The sequence below is a fragment of the Pseudonocardia endophytica genome, assembly GCF_004339565.1.
In the GTDB taxonomy this organism is placed as follows: domain Bacteria; phylum Actinomycetota; class Actinomycetes; order Mycobacteriales; family Pseudonocardiaceae; genus Pseudonocardia; species Pseudonocardia endophytica.
In genome coordinates this window covers 1283045-1298841 of the sequence record NZ_SMFZ01000002.1, presented here as the reverse complement: position 1 = coordinate 1298841, position 15797 = coordinate 1283045, and the positions used below count along the sequence as shown (strand labels likewise).

At 72.1% G+C, this 15797-nt stretch carries 16 protein-coding genes; 3 read left to right on the top strand and 13 right to left on the bottom strand.

Features of this window, described 5'->3' with window-relative positions; all coding sequences use genetic code 11:
- Positions 1 to 22 precede the first annotated feature (22 nt).
- From EV378_RS24930 to EV378_RS24915, 4 genes are all read right to left on the bottom strand, one after another.
- On the bottom strand, positions 23 to 814 hold the full coding sequence (locus EV378_RS24930; protein WP_132429846.1) for a TIGR03936 family radical SAM-associated protein: 792 nt from the start codon (positions 812 to 814) through the stop codon (positions 23 to 25).
- 12 nt (positions 815 to 826) lie between these two features.
- On the bottom strand, positions 827 to 2323 hold the full coding sequence (locus EV378_RS24925) for an amino acid permease (protein ID WP_132429845.1): 1497 nt from the start codon (positions 2321 to 2323) through the stop codon (positions 827 to 829).
- A 235-nt stretch (positions 2324 to 2558) separates the two neighbouring features.
- Positions 2559 to 3113, bottom strand: a complete 555-nt coding sequence (locus EV378_RS24920) for a GNAT family N-acetyltransferase (protein ID WP_132429844.1) — start codon at positions 3111 to 3113, stop codon at positions 2559 to 2561.
- Positions 3103 to 5049, bottom strand: coding sequence for a TIGR03960 family B12-binding radical SAM protein (locus tag EV378_RS24915; RefSeq protein WP_132429843.1), 1947 nt, complete (start codon positions 5047 to 5049; stop codon positions 3103 to 3105). The genes EV378_RS24920 and EV378_RS24915 overlap by 11 nt, the downstream gene beginning before the upstream one ends.
- A 65-nt stretch (positions 5050 to 5114) precedes the next feature.
- On the opposite strand from EV378_RS24915, the gene EV378_RS24910 reads away from it, so the two are divergent.
- Positions 5115 to 5999, top strand: coding sequence for an alpha/beta fold hydrolase (locus tag EV378_RS24910; protein WP_243653755.1), 885 nt, complete (start codon positions 5115 to 5117; stop codon positions 5997 to 5999).
- A gap of 136 nt (positions 6000 to 6135) precedes the next feature.
- Here the strand turns inward: EV378_RS24910 and EV378_RS24905 are convergent, their stop codons facing one another.
- A complete protein-coding gene (locus EV378_RS24905) occupies positions 6136 to 6948 on the bottom strand; it encodes a helix-turn-helix domain-containing protein (RefSeq protein WP_341540453.1) in 813 nt (270 codons plus the stop codon).
- A gap of 139 nt (positions 6949 to 7087) precedes the next feature.
- Between EV378_RS24905 and EV378_RS24900 the strand changes: the two genes are divergently transcribed.
- On the top strand, positions 7088 to 7468 hold the full coding sequence (locus EV378_RS24900) for a nuclear transport factor 2 family protein (RefSeq protein ID WP_132429841.1): 381 nt from the start codon (positions 7088 to 7090) through the stop codon (positions 7466 to 7468).
- 236 nt (positions 7469 to 7704) lie between these two features.
- On the opposite strand, the gene EV378_RS24895 is transcribed toward EV378_RS24900, so the two are convergent.
- Complete coding sequence (locus EV378_RS24895) at positions 7705 to 8868, bottom strand: fatty acid desaturase family protein (protein WP_132429840.1); 1164 nt, start codon at positions 8866 to 8868, stop codon at positions 7705 to 7707.
- Positions 8868 to 9965 carry a ferredoxin reductase gene (locus EV378_RS24890; RefSeq protein ID WP_132429839.1) on the bottom strand — a complete coding sequence of 366 codons (1098 nt, stop codon included), beginning with the start codon at positions 9963 to 9965 and terminating at the stop codon, positions 8868 to 8870. The genes EV378_RS24895 and EV378_RS24890 overlap by 1 nt, the downstream gene beginning before the upstream one ends.
- Positions 9966 to 10052: 87 nt before the next feature.
- On the opposite strand from EV378_RS24890, the gene EV378_RS36010 reads away from it, so the two are divergent.
- Positions 10053 to 10835, top strand: a complete 783-nt coding sequence (locus EV378_RS36010; protein WP_132429838.1) for a MerR family transcriptional regulator — start codon at positions 10053 to 10055, stop codon at positions 10833 to 10835.
- Here the strand turns inward: EV378_RS36010 and dapA are convergent, their stop codons facing one another.
- The 6 genes from dapA to EV378_RS24855 all read right to left on the bottom strand — a co-directional run bounded on the left by dapA (position 10836) and on the right by EV378_RS24855 (position 15795).
- Positions 10836 to 11714: a 4-hydroxy-tetrahydrodipicolinate synthase gene (gene dapA, locus EV378_RS24880; RefSeq protein WP_132429837.1), complete on the bottom strand. Its 879-nt coding sequence runs from the start codon at positions 11712 to 11714 to the stop codon at positions 10836 to 10838.
- Between the two features lie 100 nt (positions 11715 to 11814).
- A complete protein-coding gene (locus EV378_RS24875) occupies positions 11815 to 12591 on the bottom strand; it encodes a hypothetical protein (protein ID WP_132429836.1) in 777 nt (258 codons plus the stop codon).
- A 79-nt stretch (positions 12592 to 12670) separates the two neighbouring features.
- A complete protein-coding gene (locus EV378_RS24870; RefSeq protein ID WP_132429835.1) occupies positions 12671 to 13204 on the bottom strand; it encodes a GNAT family N-acetyltransferase in 534 nt (177 codons plus the stop codon).
- Positions 13201 to 13611, bottom strand: coding sequence for a nucleoside-diphosphate kinase (gene ndk / locus EV378_RS24865; RefSeq protein ID WP_132429834.1), 411 nt, complete (start codon positions 13609 to 13611; stop codon positions 13201 to 13203). The genes EV378_RS24870 and ndk overlap by 4 nt, the downstream gene beginning before the upstream one ends.
- A gap of 124 nt (positions 13612 to 13735) precedes the next feature.
- Positions 13736 to 14143 carry a DUF4233 domain-containing protein gene (locus tag EV378_RS24860; protein ID WP_132429833.1) on the bottom strand — a complete coding sequence of 136 codons (408 nt, stop codon included), beginning with the start codon at positions 14141 to 14143 and terminating at the stop codon, positions 13736 to 13738.
- Positions 14140 to 15795 (bottom strand): bifunctional folylpolyglutamate synthase/dihydrofolate synthase, encoded by a 1656-nt coding sequence (locus tag EV378_RS24855; protein WP_424511255.1) that lies wholly within the window; start codon positions 15793 to 15795, stop codon positions 14140 to 14142. The genes EV378_RS24860 and EV378_RS24855 overlap by 4 nt, the downstream gene beginning before the upstream one ends.
- Positions 15796 to 15797: the final 2 nt, after the last annotated feature.

Genomic DNA, 15797 nt, shown 5'->3' with positions numbered 1-15797 from the left:
GCCGGTGGGCCGGCGGCGCCGGTCAGACCCGGGTCGCCGGGACCGGACCGAGCGGATCCGCGAGATGTCCCGAGTCGTCGAGCAGTCCCTGCGCCAGCCGGGTCGCCGTCACCGGGACCGGAGGCGTCAAGCCTGCGACAACGCCGAGCGCACCCAACACGTCATCGGGTCGAACGGTTGGTGTCGTCTGCCGTACGACCGCCGTCAGTATCGCACAGTCCGGTCCGCCGCCGCCCCGTCCCGGCTCGGGTCCGGTGTCGCCGCCGGGCTCCGGGGCGTCGACGGTCAGTGCGACCAGCGCCGCACGCACGTCGATCTCGCGACGACCCGATGGTGTGACTCGTGTCACAATCAGCGAGTCGGTGTCGAGAAGCGCCGTCACGGCCGCCTCGGCCTCGGCGACCGGCACGCCGGTGACCTGCAGCCGCCACCGTCCGGCGTCGATCCGGTCGGCCAGCGCGGGCGCCTCGGCGGTCGTCGCGTCCAGCACGTCGAGGCCGTCCGGCAGCGCCGCGTCGAGCGCCGCGCGGACCTGCTCCGGGTCGACCTCCCTGGTCAGGCCGATCTCGACGTACTCGGCCTCGCTGGCCGCCCCGGTCGGCGCCGCACCGACCCAGGACAACCGTGGGTGCGGACTGAACCCGTGCGAGTGCGACACCGGGATCCCGGCCCGTCGCACCGCCCGCTCGAAACTGCGCGCGACGTCACGGTGGGACAGGAACCGCAGCCGTCCGCGCTTCGCGAAACGGAGGCGGACCCGCTGCACCGTCGGGGGTGCCGGGTTCGCCGCCGCTCCCTGCCGGACCCGTGCCATGGCGCCAGTCTGTCACTCGTCGCGATGGTCACCGGGGTAGGGCCGGTCGGCACGCACCGGGAACTCGCCGGTGTAGCCCATGCGCTCGTTCGCCGCGACCATCACCCGCCGGCGCACCAACAGCCAGCCGATGACGAGCAGGATCGCGATCACCGGGATCGCCGCGACCGTGTACGTGCCGACCGGGTAGTCGACGGCCATCAGGACGAGCACGGCCAGCAGGAACAGCAGCACCAGCCCACCGCTGTACGGCGACCCCGGGAGCCGGAACGACGGTCGCCGCAGCACTCCGGCCTGCGCCATCCGCACGAACCGCATCTGGCAGAGCACGATCGTCCCCCAGCTGGCCAGGATGCCCAGCGACGCGATGTTCAGCACGATCTCGAACGCCTCGTCCGGGACGACGAAGTTCAGGCCGACGCCCAGGAGCGTGACCACCGCGGTCAACCCGATCCCGCCGTAGGGCACGCCCTGCCGGTTCATCCGCTCGGTGAACTTCGGCGCGGAGCCGTTCTTCGCCATCGAGCGCAGGATCCGGCCGGTGGAGTACAGGCCGGCGTTCAGGCTGGACAGCGCCGCCGTGAGCACGACCAGGTTCATGATCGTGCCGGCGCCGGGGACGCCGATGCTGGCGAAGAACGTGACGAACGGGCTGGTGCCCTCCTTGTACGCGGTGTACGGGAGCAGCAGCGCGAGCAGGACCAGCGAGCCGACGTAGAACAGCGCGATCCGGGCGATCACCGAGTTCACCGCCCGCGGCATGATCTTCTCCGGGTTCTCCGTCTCCCCCGCCGCCGTGCCGACGAGCTCCGTCGCGGCGTAGGCGAACACGACACCCGAGGTGATCACGACGACCGGCAGCAGCCCGGTCGGGATCAGCCCGCCGTTGTCCGAGATCACCGAGAACCCGGTCTCCTGGCCGTTCACCGGGAAGCGGCCGGCCAGGAACACGACGCCGACCACGAGGAACGCCACCAGCGCGATGACCTTGATCATCGCGAACCAGAACTCCATCTCGCCGAACAGCTTCACCGAGACGAGGTTCGCGCCGAGCACGACGACGAGCGCCACCAGTGCGATCACCCACTGCGGGATCGCCTCGAACGCGCCCCAGTACTTCATGTACAGCGCGATCGCGGTGGTGTCGACGACCGAGGTGAACGCCCAGTTCAGCCAGTACAGCCAGCCCGCGACGTAGGCGGCCTTCTCGCCGTAGAACTCACGTGCGTAGGAGACGAACGAGCCCGACGACGGCCGGTGCAGCACCAGCTCGCCGAGCGCCCGCAGGATCAGGAACACGAAGAAGCCGCAGATCGCGTACACGATCGCCAACGCGGGCCCGGCCGACGCGAGACGGCCACCGGCCCCGAGGAACAACCCGGTCCCGATCGCACCGCCGATGGCGATCATCTGCAGCTGACGCTTGCCGAGACTCTTCTGGTAGCCCTCCTCCTCGTGATGGAAGGACTGCCGGTGCTCGGTACCGGACTCCTGTTCGGACTGGGTCATGCGGTCCCCCGGCTCCCCCGGCCCGGCGCGCCGCTCGCGCCGGAGATCAGCGGGACGTTAACCGTTCCGCACCGCAACGGCGCGACGTAACGGGAACTCTCGTGTAACGACCAGACTTCGCTCCCGCTGATCACGGCAGGGCGTCGAGGTCGATCTCCGCGGCGGTGCGGCCATCGGCGCCCCTCCTCGATCTCGCGAGGGAGTGTGCCGGTGCCCACCGACAGGAACGGGGAGCTCAGCCGCTCGCGTGCGGGTCGAGCACGAGCAGGGTCTCGTCGGCCGGGGAGAAGCCGGCGCGCCGGTAGAACGCGGCACTGCCGGACGTCGGGGCCAGGATCAGGCGACGGTAGGAGCGCTCCCTGGCGTGCGTGATCACCGCCGCGAGCAGTGCCCGCGGCACGCCTGCCTCGGTGAACGAGGCGAGCACGAACGCGTTGCCGACCTGCCCGGCCCGTGCCGTGCGCCCGCCGGGGCGTGGCATGTGGACCGTCTCGACGACGTTGATCGACCCGACCGGCGTGTACCCGGCCCGGTCCGAGCCCGCCTCGGCGACCCAGTGCCAACGCCGCGGCTGCTCGACCCGCCACCACTGCGCGAACGACTCCTCGAACCCGGGGTCGGGCACCGGGCGTCCGGCGCGCTCCTCCAGCCACTGGCGCCGCAGCCGGGCGAGCGCGGACACGTCGCGCTCGTCGGCGATCCGGACGCGCAGCCGTCGTCCCCCGGACTCCCAGCTGGTCGCGTCCACCACCGAGGACGGGTCCGGGATCGAGGAGCGGTTATCGGTCACCGGACGCCGTCGGGTTCAGGACGGTCAGCGGCAGCAGCGTGGTGCCGCTCGGGCCGACCTCGATGTCGGTGCCGGTGGACGGGCAGACGCCGCAGTCGAAGCACGGGGTCCAGCGGCAGTCGTCCTGCTCGCGGCCCTCGAGCGCCTCCTGCCAGTCGTCCCAGAGCCAGTCGCGTTCGAGCCCGGAGTCCAGGTGGTCCCACGGCAGGATCTCGTCGCGGCCCCGCTCGCGGGTGGTGAACCAGGCCAGGTCGACGCCGCGCGGCTCCAGCTCGGCGGCCGCCGCGTCACACCAGCGCGCGTACGAGAAGTGCTCCGACCACCCGTCGAAACGTCCGCCCTCGCGCCACACCCGTTCGATCACCGCACCGACGCGACGGTCGCCCCGGGCGAGCAGGCCTTCGATCAGGCTCGGCTCGCCGTCGTGGTAGCGCATGCCGATGTTGCGGCCGATCTTGCGGTCGGAGTTGACGGCCTCGCGCAGCTTGCGCAGCCGGGCGTCGACGGTCTCGGGGTGGCACTGGGCGGCCCACTGGAACGGCGTGTGCGGCTTCGGCACGAACCCGCCGATCGAGATCGTGCACCGCACGTCGTTGCGCCCGGACGCCTCGCGGCCCGCCTTGATCACGCGGTGCGCCATCCCGGCGATCTCCAGGACGTCCTCGTCCTCCTCGGTCGGAAGGCCGCACATGAAGTAGAGCTTCACCTGCCGCCAGCCCTGGGCGAACGCCTCCGAGCAGGTCCGGATCAGGTCGTCCTCCGAGACCATCTTGTTGATCACCCGGCGGATCCGCTCGGACCCGCCCTCCGGGGCGAACGTCAGGCCGGAGCGGCGGCCGTTGCGGCTGATCTCGTTGGCGAGGTCGATGTTGAACGCGTCGACGCGGGTGGACGGCAGGGAGAGCGACGTGTTCGTGCCCTCGTAGCGGTCGGCCAGGCCCTTCGTGATGTCGGCGATCTCCGTGTGGTCCGCTGACGACAGCGAGAGCAGGCCGACCTCGTCGAACCCGGAGGCGCGCACCGCGCTGTCGACCATCTCGCCGACGCCCTGCAGCGACCGCTCCCGGACCGGACGGGTGATCATCCCGGCCTGGCAGAACCGGCAGCCGCGCGTGCAGCCGCGGAAGATCTCGACGCTGGCCCGCTCGTGCACGGTCTCCGCGAGCGGGACGAGCGGGGCCTTCGGGTACGGCCAGTCGTCGAGCTCGATCGTGGTGCGCTTCTGCACGGTGCGCGGGACGCGCTCGTCCACGGGTTCGACGGCGGCGATCGCGCCGTCCTCGCCGTAGGTCACGTCGTAGAGGCCGGGCACGTAGCAGCCCGGCGTCCCGGCGAGGCGCAGCAGCAGCTCCCGGCGCCCGCCGGGGCTGCCATCGGACTTCCAGGCGGCGATCACGTCGGTGATGTCGCCGACGACCTCCTCGCCGTCGCCCAGTGCGGCGACGTCGACGAAGTCCGCGACCGGCTCCGGGTTGAACGCCGCGTGCCCACCGGCCAGCACCACCGGGTGCTCCTCGGAACGGTCACCGGAGTGCAGCGGGATACCGGCCAGGTCCAGCGTGGTCAGCAGGTTCGTGTAGCCGAGCTCGGTGGAGAACGACACACCGAGCACGTCGAACGCACCGACCGGGCGGTGCGCGTCGACGGTGAACGCGGGCACGGCGTGCTCGCGCATCAGCGCCTCGAGATCCGGCCAGACCGCGTAGCAGCGCTCGGCCAGCGCGTCGGGACGCTCGTTCAGGAGTTCGTAGAGGATCTGCACGCCCTGGTTGGGAAGGCCGACCTCGTAGGCGTCCGGGTACAGGAGCGCCCACCGGACGGCAGCCTCGTCCCAGTTCTTGACCTGGGAGTTCCCCTCACCACCGACGTACTGCACGGGTTTCGAGACCGCGGGCAGGATCGGCTCCAGGGCGGGGAAGACGGACGTGGGTGCCACGCTGTACCAGCGTAGACGCGGTCCGGTGTTCCGAACCGCGGGGGCGGACCACCCGAATGCCGTCCGTGATCTCCGCGACCGACGAGCAGTTCACGACCGTGCCCGGCGGCATCCGGCTCTGCCACCAGTCGTTCGGCTCCCCCACCGATCCGGCGGTCCTGCTGATCATGGGGCTCGGGCTGTCCATGGACTGGTGGCGCGACGACTTCTGCCGGTCACTCGCCGCGCGCGGGTTCCACGTCGTGCGGTTCGACAACCGTGACGTCGGCCGCTCCACGCACGTGCGCGGGCCGGGGATCAGCGCGTGGGGCTTCCTCACCCGCCGGGCGCGGCCGGTGTACACGCTCGGTGACATGGCCGACGACGCCGCGGGCCTGATCGAGGCGCTCGACCGGCGCGGTGCACACGTGGTCGGGGCGTCGCTGGGGTCGACGGTCGCGCAGGAGGTCGCGATCCGGCACCCGTCGCGGACGCTGTCGCTGACGTCGGTGATGGGGCGGCCGGGTGACGGGACCGGGACGGTGTCCTGGCGGATGGTGCCGGAGTTCCTGCGCCCGCCGTCGTCGGACCCGGTGGAGGGGATGGTCGCGTCGTTCCGCCGGATCGGGTCCCGGGAACGGACGCCCGCCGACGACGAGGACGTGCGCGTCACGATGCGTCGATCCCGTGACCGGGAGACCGGCGACGGCACCGGGTCCGGCCGTCAGCTCGCCGCGATCGTCGCGGAGCGGGACCGCACGGCCGACCTGGCGCGCCTGACCTGCCCGGCGTGCGTGGTCCACGGGCTCGACGACCGGATCATCCGGCCCTCCGGCGGGCGGTCGACGGCGGCCGCGATCCCGGGCGCCGAGCTCGTCGAGGTACCGGGGATGGGGCACGACCTGCCCCACCGGGTCTGGCTGCGACTGATCGACGCGATCACCCGCACCGCCGCCCGCGCCTCCACGTAGGCCTGCTCACGCGCCCGGTCCCACCGCACGGATGTCGCGCCCGTCCGCTTCGACGACACGGACGCCACACTCGCCGCCGCGCCGGACGTGGACACGCCAGCTCCCGCCGGCCGGGCGGGAGCAGCTCTCGCCGGGATCAGGCGGACGCGCGGGCGGCGGCGAGGGCCTCGAGGGCGGCGCGGGTGGGTGCATCGGCGGGGAGGAACGCCTCCAGCGCCAGCTCGGCGAGCGTGACGTCGTGGGGCGCGCCGAACGTCGTCATCGTGGAGTGGAACGCGAGGTCGCCCGCGTCCGTGGCCAGGTGCAGCGGCAGGAGCACGTCTCCGGCCGGTGAGGGCAGCGCGGGCGTGTCCGGGGCCGGGTACGAACGGCACTCGGCCAGGAGCTCGCCGAGCCGGACGTCGGCCGTCACCCGTACCTGGCGCTCCAGCCGGTGCAGCAGGTGCTCCCGCCACTGCGCGAGGTTGCGGATCCGCGGCGCGAGCCCGCCCGGGTGCAGGCTGACCCGGTAGACGTTGACCGGCGGGCCGAGCACCTCCGGGTCCAGGCCGTCCAGCAGGGGTGCGACCGCGGGGCCGGCCAGCTGCACGTCGCCCCACCGGTCCACGACGAGTGCGGGGTACGGGTCGTGCGCCGCGACGAGCTGGTCGAGCGCGTCGCGGACCGGCCCCAGCGAGTCCAGGGGACGCTCCGTGTAGGCGGGCGCGTAGCCGGCGGCGAGCAGCAGCGCGTTGCGCTCACGCAGCGGGATGTCCAGCTCCTCGGCCAGCGCACCGAGCAGCTCGCGGCTGGCTCCGGACCGGCCGGTCTCGACGAAGCTCAGATGCCGGGTGGACACGCCGGCGGCGTGCGCGAGATCCATCTGGCTCACCCGGCGCCGGGCACGCCAGAACCGCAGCATCTCTCCCGGTCCGCCCGGTCGTTCCGGCCTCGCGCTCTGCCCGCTCACGGGTCGCACGCTAGGTGGCGGATCCGGGCCCCACCATGACCTGCGGGGTAATCGGACCCGTTACCCAACGGGTCATCGCGAACGTTCCCTCGTCGACCGCAGGCTCGGAGCCGTCAACGAACCGAACGAGGAGGACACCATGACCGACTTCACCGATCTGGCCCAGCGCTACATCGCCGCGTTCAACGAGTCCGACGACGCCACCCGGCACGACCGGATCGCGGGCCTGTTCACGCCGGAGGCCACCTACACCGACCCGATGGCCGCCGTCGCGGGTCACGACGGCATCGCCGGCTTCGTCGGCGCCGCCCGTACCCAGCTGGCCGGGTTCGAGTTCCGTCTGCTCGGGCCGGTGGACGCGCACCACGACCAGGCCCGGTTCCGCTGGGAGGCGGGCCCCACCGAGGTGCTCGACGGACCGGGCGACGCTCCGGTGATCGGGTTCGACGTCGTCGTGGCCGGCGACGACGGGCGGATCGCGGCCGTGCACGGCTTCCTGGACGCCGTCCCCGCGGCGTGACCACGGACGGGTGCGGGAGCGGCCACCCGCGGCCGATCCTGCACCCGGACGGCGATCACCGTGCTCGCGGGTTGGGCGCCGGGCGCCCCGTGACGGAGCTGATCACCGGCGGCCCCGTCGGTGCGCTGCGGACGATCCGCCTCGACGTGAACGTCATGGTCGTCACAGCCGCGCTGGACGACCGTGGTGTTCATCTCGGCGAGGGTGATCTGCGCCCCCGGCGGACCGGACGATCCTCATCGACGGCCGGACGGCAGCGCCAGGCGGTTGATCGTCCCGAGCACCTGCGCGTACTGCTTCCACAGCGGACCGGACGTGTACTCCAGCCCGTACTCGCGGCACAGCTCCCGCACCTCGGGCGCGACCTCGGCGTACCGGTTCGACGGAAGGTCAGGGAACAGGTGGTGCTCGATCTGGAAGCTGAGCTGGCCGGTCATCAGGTGGAAGAACCGACCGCCGTCGAGGTTCGCCGAGCCGAGCAGCTGCCGCACGTACCACTCGCCACGCGTCTCGCCCTCGAGCTGTTCCTCCTCGAACTGCACCGCGCCCGTCGGGAAGTGGCCGCAGAAGATCACGGCGTGCGACCAGACGTTGCGCACGAGGTTCGCGGTCAGGTTGCCGAACAGCACCGGCGCGAAGAACGGGCCGGCCAGCGCCGGGAACGCGACGTAGTCCTTGAGGAACTGCTTGCCCATCTTGCGTCCGATGCCCTTGATCTGCTGCCAGACCCGGGCCACCGGCTTCTCGCCGGAGACGACCTTCTCGACCTCCAGGTCGTGCAGCGCGACGCCGTACTCGAAGAACAGCGACAGGAGCAGGTTGTAGACCGGGTTGCCGAGGTAGTACGGGGTCCAGCGCTGCTCCTCGGAGAGACGGAGGATCCCGTAGCCGACGTCGCGGTCCTTGCCGACGACGTTGGTGTACGTGTGGTGCATGTAGTTGTGCGAGATCTTCCACTCGGCCGATGAGGACACGTTGTCCCACTCCCAGGTCGACGAGTGGATCTTCGGGTCACGCATCCAGTCCCACTGGCCGTGCATGACGTTGTGCCCGATCTCCATGTTCTCCAGGATCTTGGCGATCGAGAGCATGGCGGTGCCGGCGATCCAGGCGGGTGGCAGCACGCCGGCGAACAGCAGCGCGCGGCCGCCGATCTCCAGGTAGCGCTGCCCGTCGACGACCTTGCGGATGTAGGCGGCGTCGCTCTCGCCGCGCTCGGACAGGACGCGGTCGCGGATCGCGTCGAGCCGTCGGCCGAGCTCCTCGATCTGGTCGGCGGTCAGCGACGTGGTCGCGGCGACGTCCTCCCGGCGGCTCGACGGGACGAGCTGCAGCGTCGGGCGCAGCGGCTGCTGGTCGGGGCGCAGGTCGTTGACGGGGGTCTCGAGTGTCGCAGTCATCAGCGGCGCTCCTTCGGGTCGGTGTCCAGGACGGCGTCGCCGCTCGCCCCGGAGATGCAGGTCTGGACGAGGTCACCGGGCTCGCCGTGCACCTCGCCGGTGCGCAGGTCGCGGACCTGGCCGTCGCGCAGCGGGAGCACGCAGCCGAAGCAGATGCCCATCCGGCAGCCGGACGGCATCAGCACGCCCGCCGCCTCGCCCGCCTCGAGCAGGCTGGCGCCGGGCTCGACGTCGACGGGCCTCTCCCCGTAGACGACCGAGCCGCCGGTCCCTCCGGTGCTGCGCGCGGGTGCGGTGAAGCGCTCGACGCGCAGGCCGGGCCACTGCTCGGTGAACGCGTCGAGCATCTCGGCCGGGCCGCAGGCGTAGGTGAGGCGATCGGCCCGGTCGGGGACGAGCGCGTCGACGTCGGCGGGGGTGAGACGTCCGTCGGAACGCGTGTGCCGCAGGTGGACCCGCAGGCCCGGCCAGCGCTCGGCGAGCGCGTCGAGCTCGCGGGCGAAGATCACGTCGTCGACGGTCGGGGCGCTGTGCACGAGCCTCACGTCCGGCCGGGCACCGGCCCGGTCCAGGGTGCGCAGCATGCCCATCACCGGCGTGATGCCGCTGCCGGCGGTCACGAACAGCAGCGACGACGCGGGCTCTGCGAGCAGGAAGTCCCCGGCCGCCTGCTCGAGCTGGACGATCGTGCCGATCGGCAGGTCACGCACGAGCTTGCGGGAGACGACGCCGTCGTCGACCTCCTGGACGGTGATCGTCAGGTGCTCGTCGCCCTCCGCGCCGGAGAGCGAGTACGAGCGCCAGTGGCGGACGCCGTCGACGTCGATCCCGATCCGGACGTACTGGCCGGCCCGGTGACCGGTCCACGCCCGGCCGGGCTCGATCGTGACGGAGACGGCACGGCCGGTCTCCCGGCGGCGGGCGACGACGCGTCCGCGCAGCTGGGTGGTCGACCACAGTGGATCGACGAGCCCGAGGAAGTCCTCGGGGAGCAAGGGGGTGGTCAGCGCGGACGCGGCGGCCAGCAGCCGGTGGCCCGCGCGCGGAGCCTGCGGAGCGGCGCCTCGGCGCTGTCGGGGCGGGGCGACTCTGAACATGACATCGAGAGTGCATGAGTTGATGTTACATAGCAAGTCAATCGAAGAGAATTCTGTGTCACATCGACTCCTGCTAAGCTGTGTCCCATGCCCGAGGACGACGAGCATGACGGATGGCGGACGATCGACGAGCTGGCCCGTGTCAGCGGCGTCACGGTCCGGAACATCCGCGCATACCAGGCACGCGGGCTGCTCCCCCCGCCGCAGGTCAAAGCCCGGACCGGCTACTACGGGCCCGGTCACGAGGCACGTCTGGAGCTGATCCAGGACCTGCAGGACGAGGGCGTCAAGCTCGACACGATCAAGAAGCTGCTGGACACCACGGGCGGGTCCACGGAGCAGGTCGTGCACTTCATCCGGACCGTGCGCGGACTCTTCGCGGCCGAGGAGCGCCAGGTCGTGCAGACCGCGGAGCTGGCCGAGCGGTTCGCGACCGACGACGTCGAGCTCCTCAAGCGCGGGCAGAAGATGGGGCTGCTGCGCGAGCTCGGCGACGACACCTACGAGGAGGTCAGCCCGCGGTTGATGAACGCGGCCGCGGACCTCACCGGCCTGGGCATCCCGGTGGGGCGCTCGCTCGACGTCGTCGAACAGCTCCGCAAGCACGCCGACGGCATCGCGAAGATCTACGTCGAGCTGTTCCTCGGGGAGGTCTGGCAGCCGTTCGACGCGTCCGGGCGGCCCTCGGACCAGTGGCCGCGGGTCTACGAGACGATCGAGCAGCTGCGGCGGATCTCCGGAGAGGCGATGCTCGCCGTGCTGGAGCTGGCCGTCTCCGAGCGCCTCGACGTCACGTTCGGCCGTGACATCGTGCGCAACGTCAAGACGTCGAGCGCCCCGGCCGCCGAGGCCGCTCCCGAGACGGAGTGATCAGCTGAGCAGCCCGGCCTGGCGCAGCGCGGCCCGGACGTCCTCGTGGTGCCACGCGTCGAGCGTGACGAGCGGGAGACGGATGCCGTGCTGGATCAGGCCCAGCTCGGCCAGTGCCCACTTCACCGGGATCGGGTTCGGGTCGGTGAACAGCGCGGAGTGCAGCCCGGACAGTTCGTTGTCGAGCGCGGACGCGTTCTCCGAGTCCCCCGCGACGGCCGCCTTGCACATCCGCGCGTTCGTCTCCGGGGCGACGTTCGCGGTCACCGAGATGACGCCGTGGAACCCGGCGAGCATGCTGGCCCGCGCCGTCGAGTCCTCGCCGGAGTAGAGCGCGAAGTCCGGCAGCTCCAGCGCGACGAGCTCGCGCACCCGCTCCAGGTCCGGCTTGGCCTCCTTGAGCCCGACGATGTTCGGGATCTCGGCCAGCCGGGCGACCGTGGACGGGAGCATGTCGACGGCGGTGCGACCCGGCACGTTGTAGAGGTACTGCGGGATCGAGACGGCCTCGGCGACGGCCTTGAAGTGCTGGTACAGGCCCTCCTGCGGGGGCCGGTTGTAGTACGGCGTGACGAGCAGGCACGCGTCCGCGCCGGACGCCTTCGCCGCGCGCGTCAGGTGGATCGCCTCGCTGGTCGAGTTCGCGCCAGTGCCGGCGATCACCGGCACCCGTCCGGCGGCCGCCTCGATCGTGCCGTGCACCACCTCCGTGTGCTCCAGCACCGACAGCGTCGCCGACTCGCCGGTCGTGCCGACCGAGACGATCGCCGCGGTCCCGGCCGCGATCTGGCGTTCCACCAGGCTGCCGAGCGCGTCGTGGTCGATGTCGCCCTTCGGCGTCATCGGGGTGACGAGCGCGGTGATGCTTCCGGTGATCATGGTGGTCCGCCTTCCGTGTCGACCGTGTCGCGACGGTAGCAAGCCACGGGAACGGTTTACGACGGTTCAGCGCCGATGCGCAGCTCCGCAGGCTCCGTGCTCAACCGAGCGCGACCCGCCTCGGCTGTACGGAGCGCGAGATCCGGCGGATCGCGGTCACCGCCACGAACGCCATGGCGAGGACGGCGACGAGCTCGACGGCCAGTGGCCGGTCGTTCGCGACGACGCCGGCCAGCGCCCACACGACGGCGGCGGCCAGGCCCGCGATGCCGGTCGCCGAGTTCGTCACGGCGACGACGGTCAGGGTCAGGCCGACGAGCAGCACGATCGAGGCGACGATCGTCAGCGCGCCGTCCGACGGCAGCCCGATCCACACCCCGGTCGCCAGCGTGCCCTGGACGAGCGCCGCGGCGACCCAGCCGGTGTAGAGCGAGACCGGGACCCGGAACACGACCTGCTCCAGACCGCTCTCCGCCGGGTCGGCGGACAGCCGCACGAACACGACGGTCAGCACGACGGCCAGGACGATCAGCACCAGCTCGGCCAGCAGCAAACCGTCGGCACCGAACAGCGCGATCCACGCCATGTTCGCCAGCGCCGACACGGCGAGCCACCAGCCGCTGCGGCGGTGCACCCGGCGTCCGCGCTGCCCCGGGAGGAGCTGGAACGCGCCGTAGGCCAGGAAGCCGAGATAGATCAGTGCCCAGATCGAGAACGTCCAACCGGCCGCGAGGACCGGCGACGGGTTGGCGTTCGCGACCGCTCCGATCCCGGAGCCGGCGAACGCCGACACGACGATCTGTGCGACGGCCAGCAGGGCGACGACGATGCTGCGCACGAGATCCAGCGCCGTCGGACGTGAGGTGATGACCGTCATGGCGTCATGGTGGACCCCCGCGCACGGATCGGCCATCCGACGGCCGGGCGGATCACTCGGGTGGCCGCGGTCGTTTCCGTCACGGTCCGGGACGGACCAGCGCACGATGGAACAGGTGGACGTCCCGGGCGTCGCCCGCGGACAGCCGCACGCCGTTCGGCAGCACGCCGGTGAGCTCCCACCCGCGGCTGCGGTAGAACTCCGGCAACGACGTCCCACCGCGGGCACCGAGCGTGAGCTGCTCGAGTCCCATCGCGGTGCCCTCGGCGACGGCGGCGTCCAGCAGGACCGTTCCGAGGCCGTGTCCCTGCAGGTCGGGGCGCACCATCAACCGCCCGACCTCGCCGCGGTGCGCCGTGATCCCGGTACCGGGCGTGACGAACACCGTGCCGTCCGGGTCCGACGGGTCACCGACCACGATCATCCGGGACCGGCCGGCGCGGACGGCCGCGATCAGCTCCTCGGCCTGCGCCCGGATCTCGTGTTCCGGCCAGCCGGGCACGAAGTCCACCGCGCCGCCCGCCTCGGTGACGGCGATCCACAGCGTGCCGAGCGCGTGCGCTGCCCCCGGCGGCGGATCCGTGACCACGCCCGCCGTGGGGCGCGACGTCACAGGGACGGGAACCAGAGCTTGATCTCCCGGTCGGCCGACTCCGGCGAGTCGGAGCCGTGCACCAGGTTGGAGCCGGTCTCCAGCGCGAGGTCACCGCGGATGCTGCCCGGGGTCGCCTTCTCCACCGGGTCGGTCCCGCCGGCCACCTGCCGCCAGGCCGCGATCGCCCGCGGTCCCTCGACGACGGCCGCCAGCACCGGCCCGGACGTGATGAACTCGAGCAGCGAGGAGAAGAACGGCTTGCCGTCGTGCTCGGCGTAGTGCTGGGCGGCCAGGTCGCGTTCCACGGTGCGCAGATCCATCGCGACGATGTCGAGGCCCTTGCGCTCGATCCGCGAGATCACCTCGCCGACGAGCTTGCGCTCGACGCCGTCGGGCTTGACCAGGACGAGAGTGCGTTCAGTCACGCGCAGAGCGTAGCGACGCCCCGGTGACGGGTTGTCGGCCGGTCGGCCGCCGGCGACGGATGATCGACGGTTGCGGAGCGGCGCGTTCGCCACGCGACGGACGGCTCCACAACCGGTGATCAGGTCAGCCGCTGTCCTGCTGCGACGGGAGGCGGCCCTCGGCCATGCGCTTGCCGACGTCGTACCGCATCCAGAGCAGGATCGCCCAGACCAGGGCGAACACCAGCCCCATGATCCCGAGCGCGGTGACCAGCCAGAACCCGGCGACGATCGTCACCACCTGCAGCGCCAGCGCGATCTGGAGACCCCGGGGACGCCGTTGCAGACCGCTCGCGACGATCATCGCCAGTGCGATCACCACCATCGTCGTGACGCCGGCCGCCGTCGCGCCCTCGCCGAACTTCGGCAGGACGAGCAGCGCCAGGAGGACGACGATCGACTCGAGGATCAGCGTCGCGGCGAAGATCCCGCGGATGCCCTTCATCGGGTCGGTCGGCGGCGGGCGGACGCCACCCTGCTCGGCGGAGGTCACGCCGGTTCCTTGCCGAACAGCGTGCGGGCCTCGCCCGCGGTGACCACGGACCCGGTGACGACGACGCCGACGCCGGAGTCGCCCGCCTCCTCGGCCAGGCCGCCCGCTTCCTCGATCGCCTGCTGCAGCACCGGCTCCACGCTCACCCGGTCCGGGCCGAACACCTCGGTGGCCAGCGCGCCGAGCTCGTCCGGGTCCATCGCGCGCGGCGACCCGTTCGTCGTCACGACGACCTCGTTCAGCACCGGCTCCAGCGCGGCCAGGATCCCGCGCGCGTCCTTGCCCTCCAGCACGGCGACGACGCCGACGAGCCGCTCGAACCGGAACTCCGAGCGCAGGGCCGTCGCGAGCGCCGTCGCACCGGCCGGGTTGTGCGCGGCGTCGACGAGCACGGTCGGCACGCCCTGCCCGCCGCGCACCGGCTCCAGGCGCCCCGGCGAGGCGACCGACGCGAACGCCTGGCGCACGGCCTCGATGTCCAGCGGCTGTGCCTCACCGGCCCCGACGAGCGCCTCGGCCGCAGTCAGCGCGATCGCCGCGTTCGACGCCTGGTGCTCGCCGTGCAGCGGGAGGAACACGTCGTCGTAGCGGCCGGACAGGCCCTGCAGGTCCAGGCGCTGCCCGCCGACGGCGATCTCCCGGTCCCGGACGCCGAACTCGGCGCCCTCGCGCGCGACCTGGGCCCCGACCTCGGCGCACCGCTCGATCAGCACCTCGGCGACGGCCTTGTCCTGTGCCGCGAGGACCGCGACCGAGCCCTCCTTGATGATCCCGGCCTTCTCCCGGGCGATGCCCAGGACGTCGTCGCCGAGGTACTCGGCGTGGTCCAGACCGATCGGCAGGATCACGGCGACGTGCGCGTCGGCCACGTTCGTCGCGTCCCAGCGCCCACCGAGACCGACCTCGACGACGGCGGCCTCCACCGGCGCGTCGGCGAACGCGGCGAACGCCATGCCGGTGAGCACCTCGAACTTGCTCATCGCCGGGCCGGCTCCGTCTCCGGTCGTGGCGGCCTTGCTGTCGACCAGCTCGACGAACGGCTCCACCTCGCGGTAGACCGCCACGTACTGCTCCGCCGTGATCGGCCGGTTGTCCAGGTTGATCCGCTCGGTGGCCCGCTGCAGGTGCGGGCTCGTGTAGCGGCCGGTGCGCAGCCCGATCTCGGTGAGCAGCGCGTCCAGCATCCTGGCGGTGGAGGTCTTCCCGTTCGTGCCGGTCAGGTGCGCGATCGGGTAGCCGCGCTGCGGATCGCCGAGCGCGTCGCACAGCGCGGAGATCCGGTCCAGCGACGGCTCCATGACCGTCTCCGGCCAGCGCCGGTCCAGCGCGGCCTCGACGGCCAGGAACTCCGCGTACCCGGCCACCGACGACTGCGCGGGCACGACGTCCGGGGCCTCACCACCGCGGATCTCGTCCAGGACGCGCGCGATCACCGCCTCCTGGGCGGTCCTCTCCTCGGACCCGTCGTCCGCGGACGCCGCTTCGTCCGCGCGGTCGGGCTCGTCCCCGGTCTTCGGGTCGTCGGTCGACTCGTCGCGCGGTTCGGCGTCCTCGTCGCCGAACCCGCCCTCGGCCCAACGGTCACCGCCGTACTGGGGTGAGTCCTCCTCGTCGAACTGGTCGTACCGGTCCGGGTCGCTCGGTCCCGTCACGC

Bases quoted from the DNA above. Each gene is read 5' to 3' on its own strand.
- EV378_RS24930 (WP_132429846.1), bottom strand. From the start codon at position 814: ATGGCACGGGTCCGGCAGGGAGCGGCGGCGAACCCGGCACCCCCGACG.
- EV378_RS24890 (WP_132429839.1), bottom strand. From the start codon at position 9,965: ATGTTCAGAGTCGCCCCGCCCCGACAGCGCCGAGGCGCCGCTCCGCAG.
- EV378_RS24900 (WP_132429841.1), top strand. From the start codon at position 7,088: ATGACCGACTTCACCGATCTGGCCCAGCGCTACATCGCCGCGTTCAAC.
- EV378_RS36010 (WP_132429838.1), top strand. From the start codon at position 10,053: ATGCCCGAGGACGACGAGCATGACGGATGGCGGACGATCGACGAGCTG.
- dapA (WP_132429837.1), bottom strand. From the start codon at position 11,714: ATGATCACCGGAAGCATCACCGCGCTCGTCACCCCGATGACGCCGAAG.
- EV378_RS24875 (WP_132429836.1), bottom strand. From the start codon at position 12,591: ATGACGGTCATCACCTCACGTCCGACGGCGCTGGATCTCGTGCGCAGC.
- EV378_RS24925 (WP_132429845.1), bottom strand. From the start codon at position 2,323: ATGACCCAGTCCGAACAGGAGTCCGGTACCGAGCACCGGCAGTCCTTC.
- EV378_RS24895 (WP_132429840.1), bottom strand. From the start codon at position 8,868: ATGACTGCGACACTCGAGACCCCCGTCAACGACCTGCGCCCCGACCAG.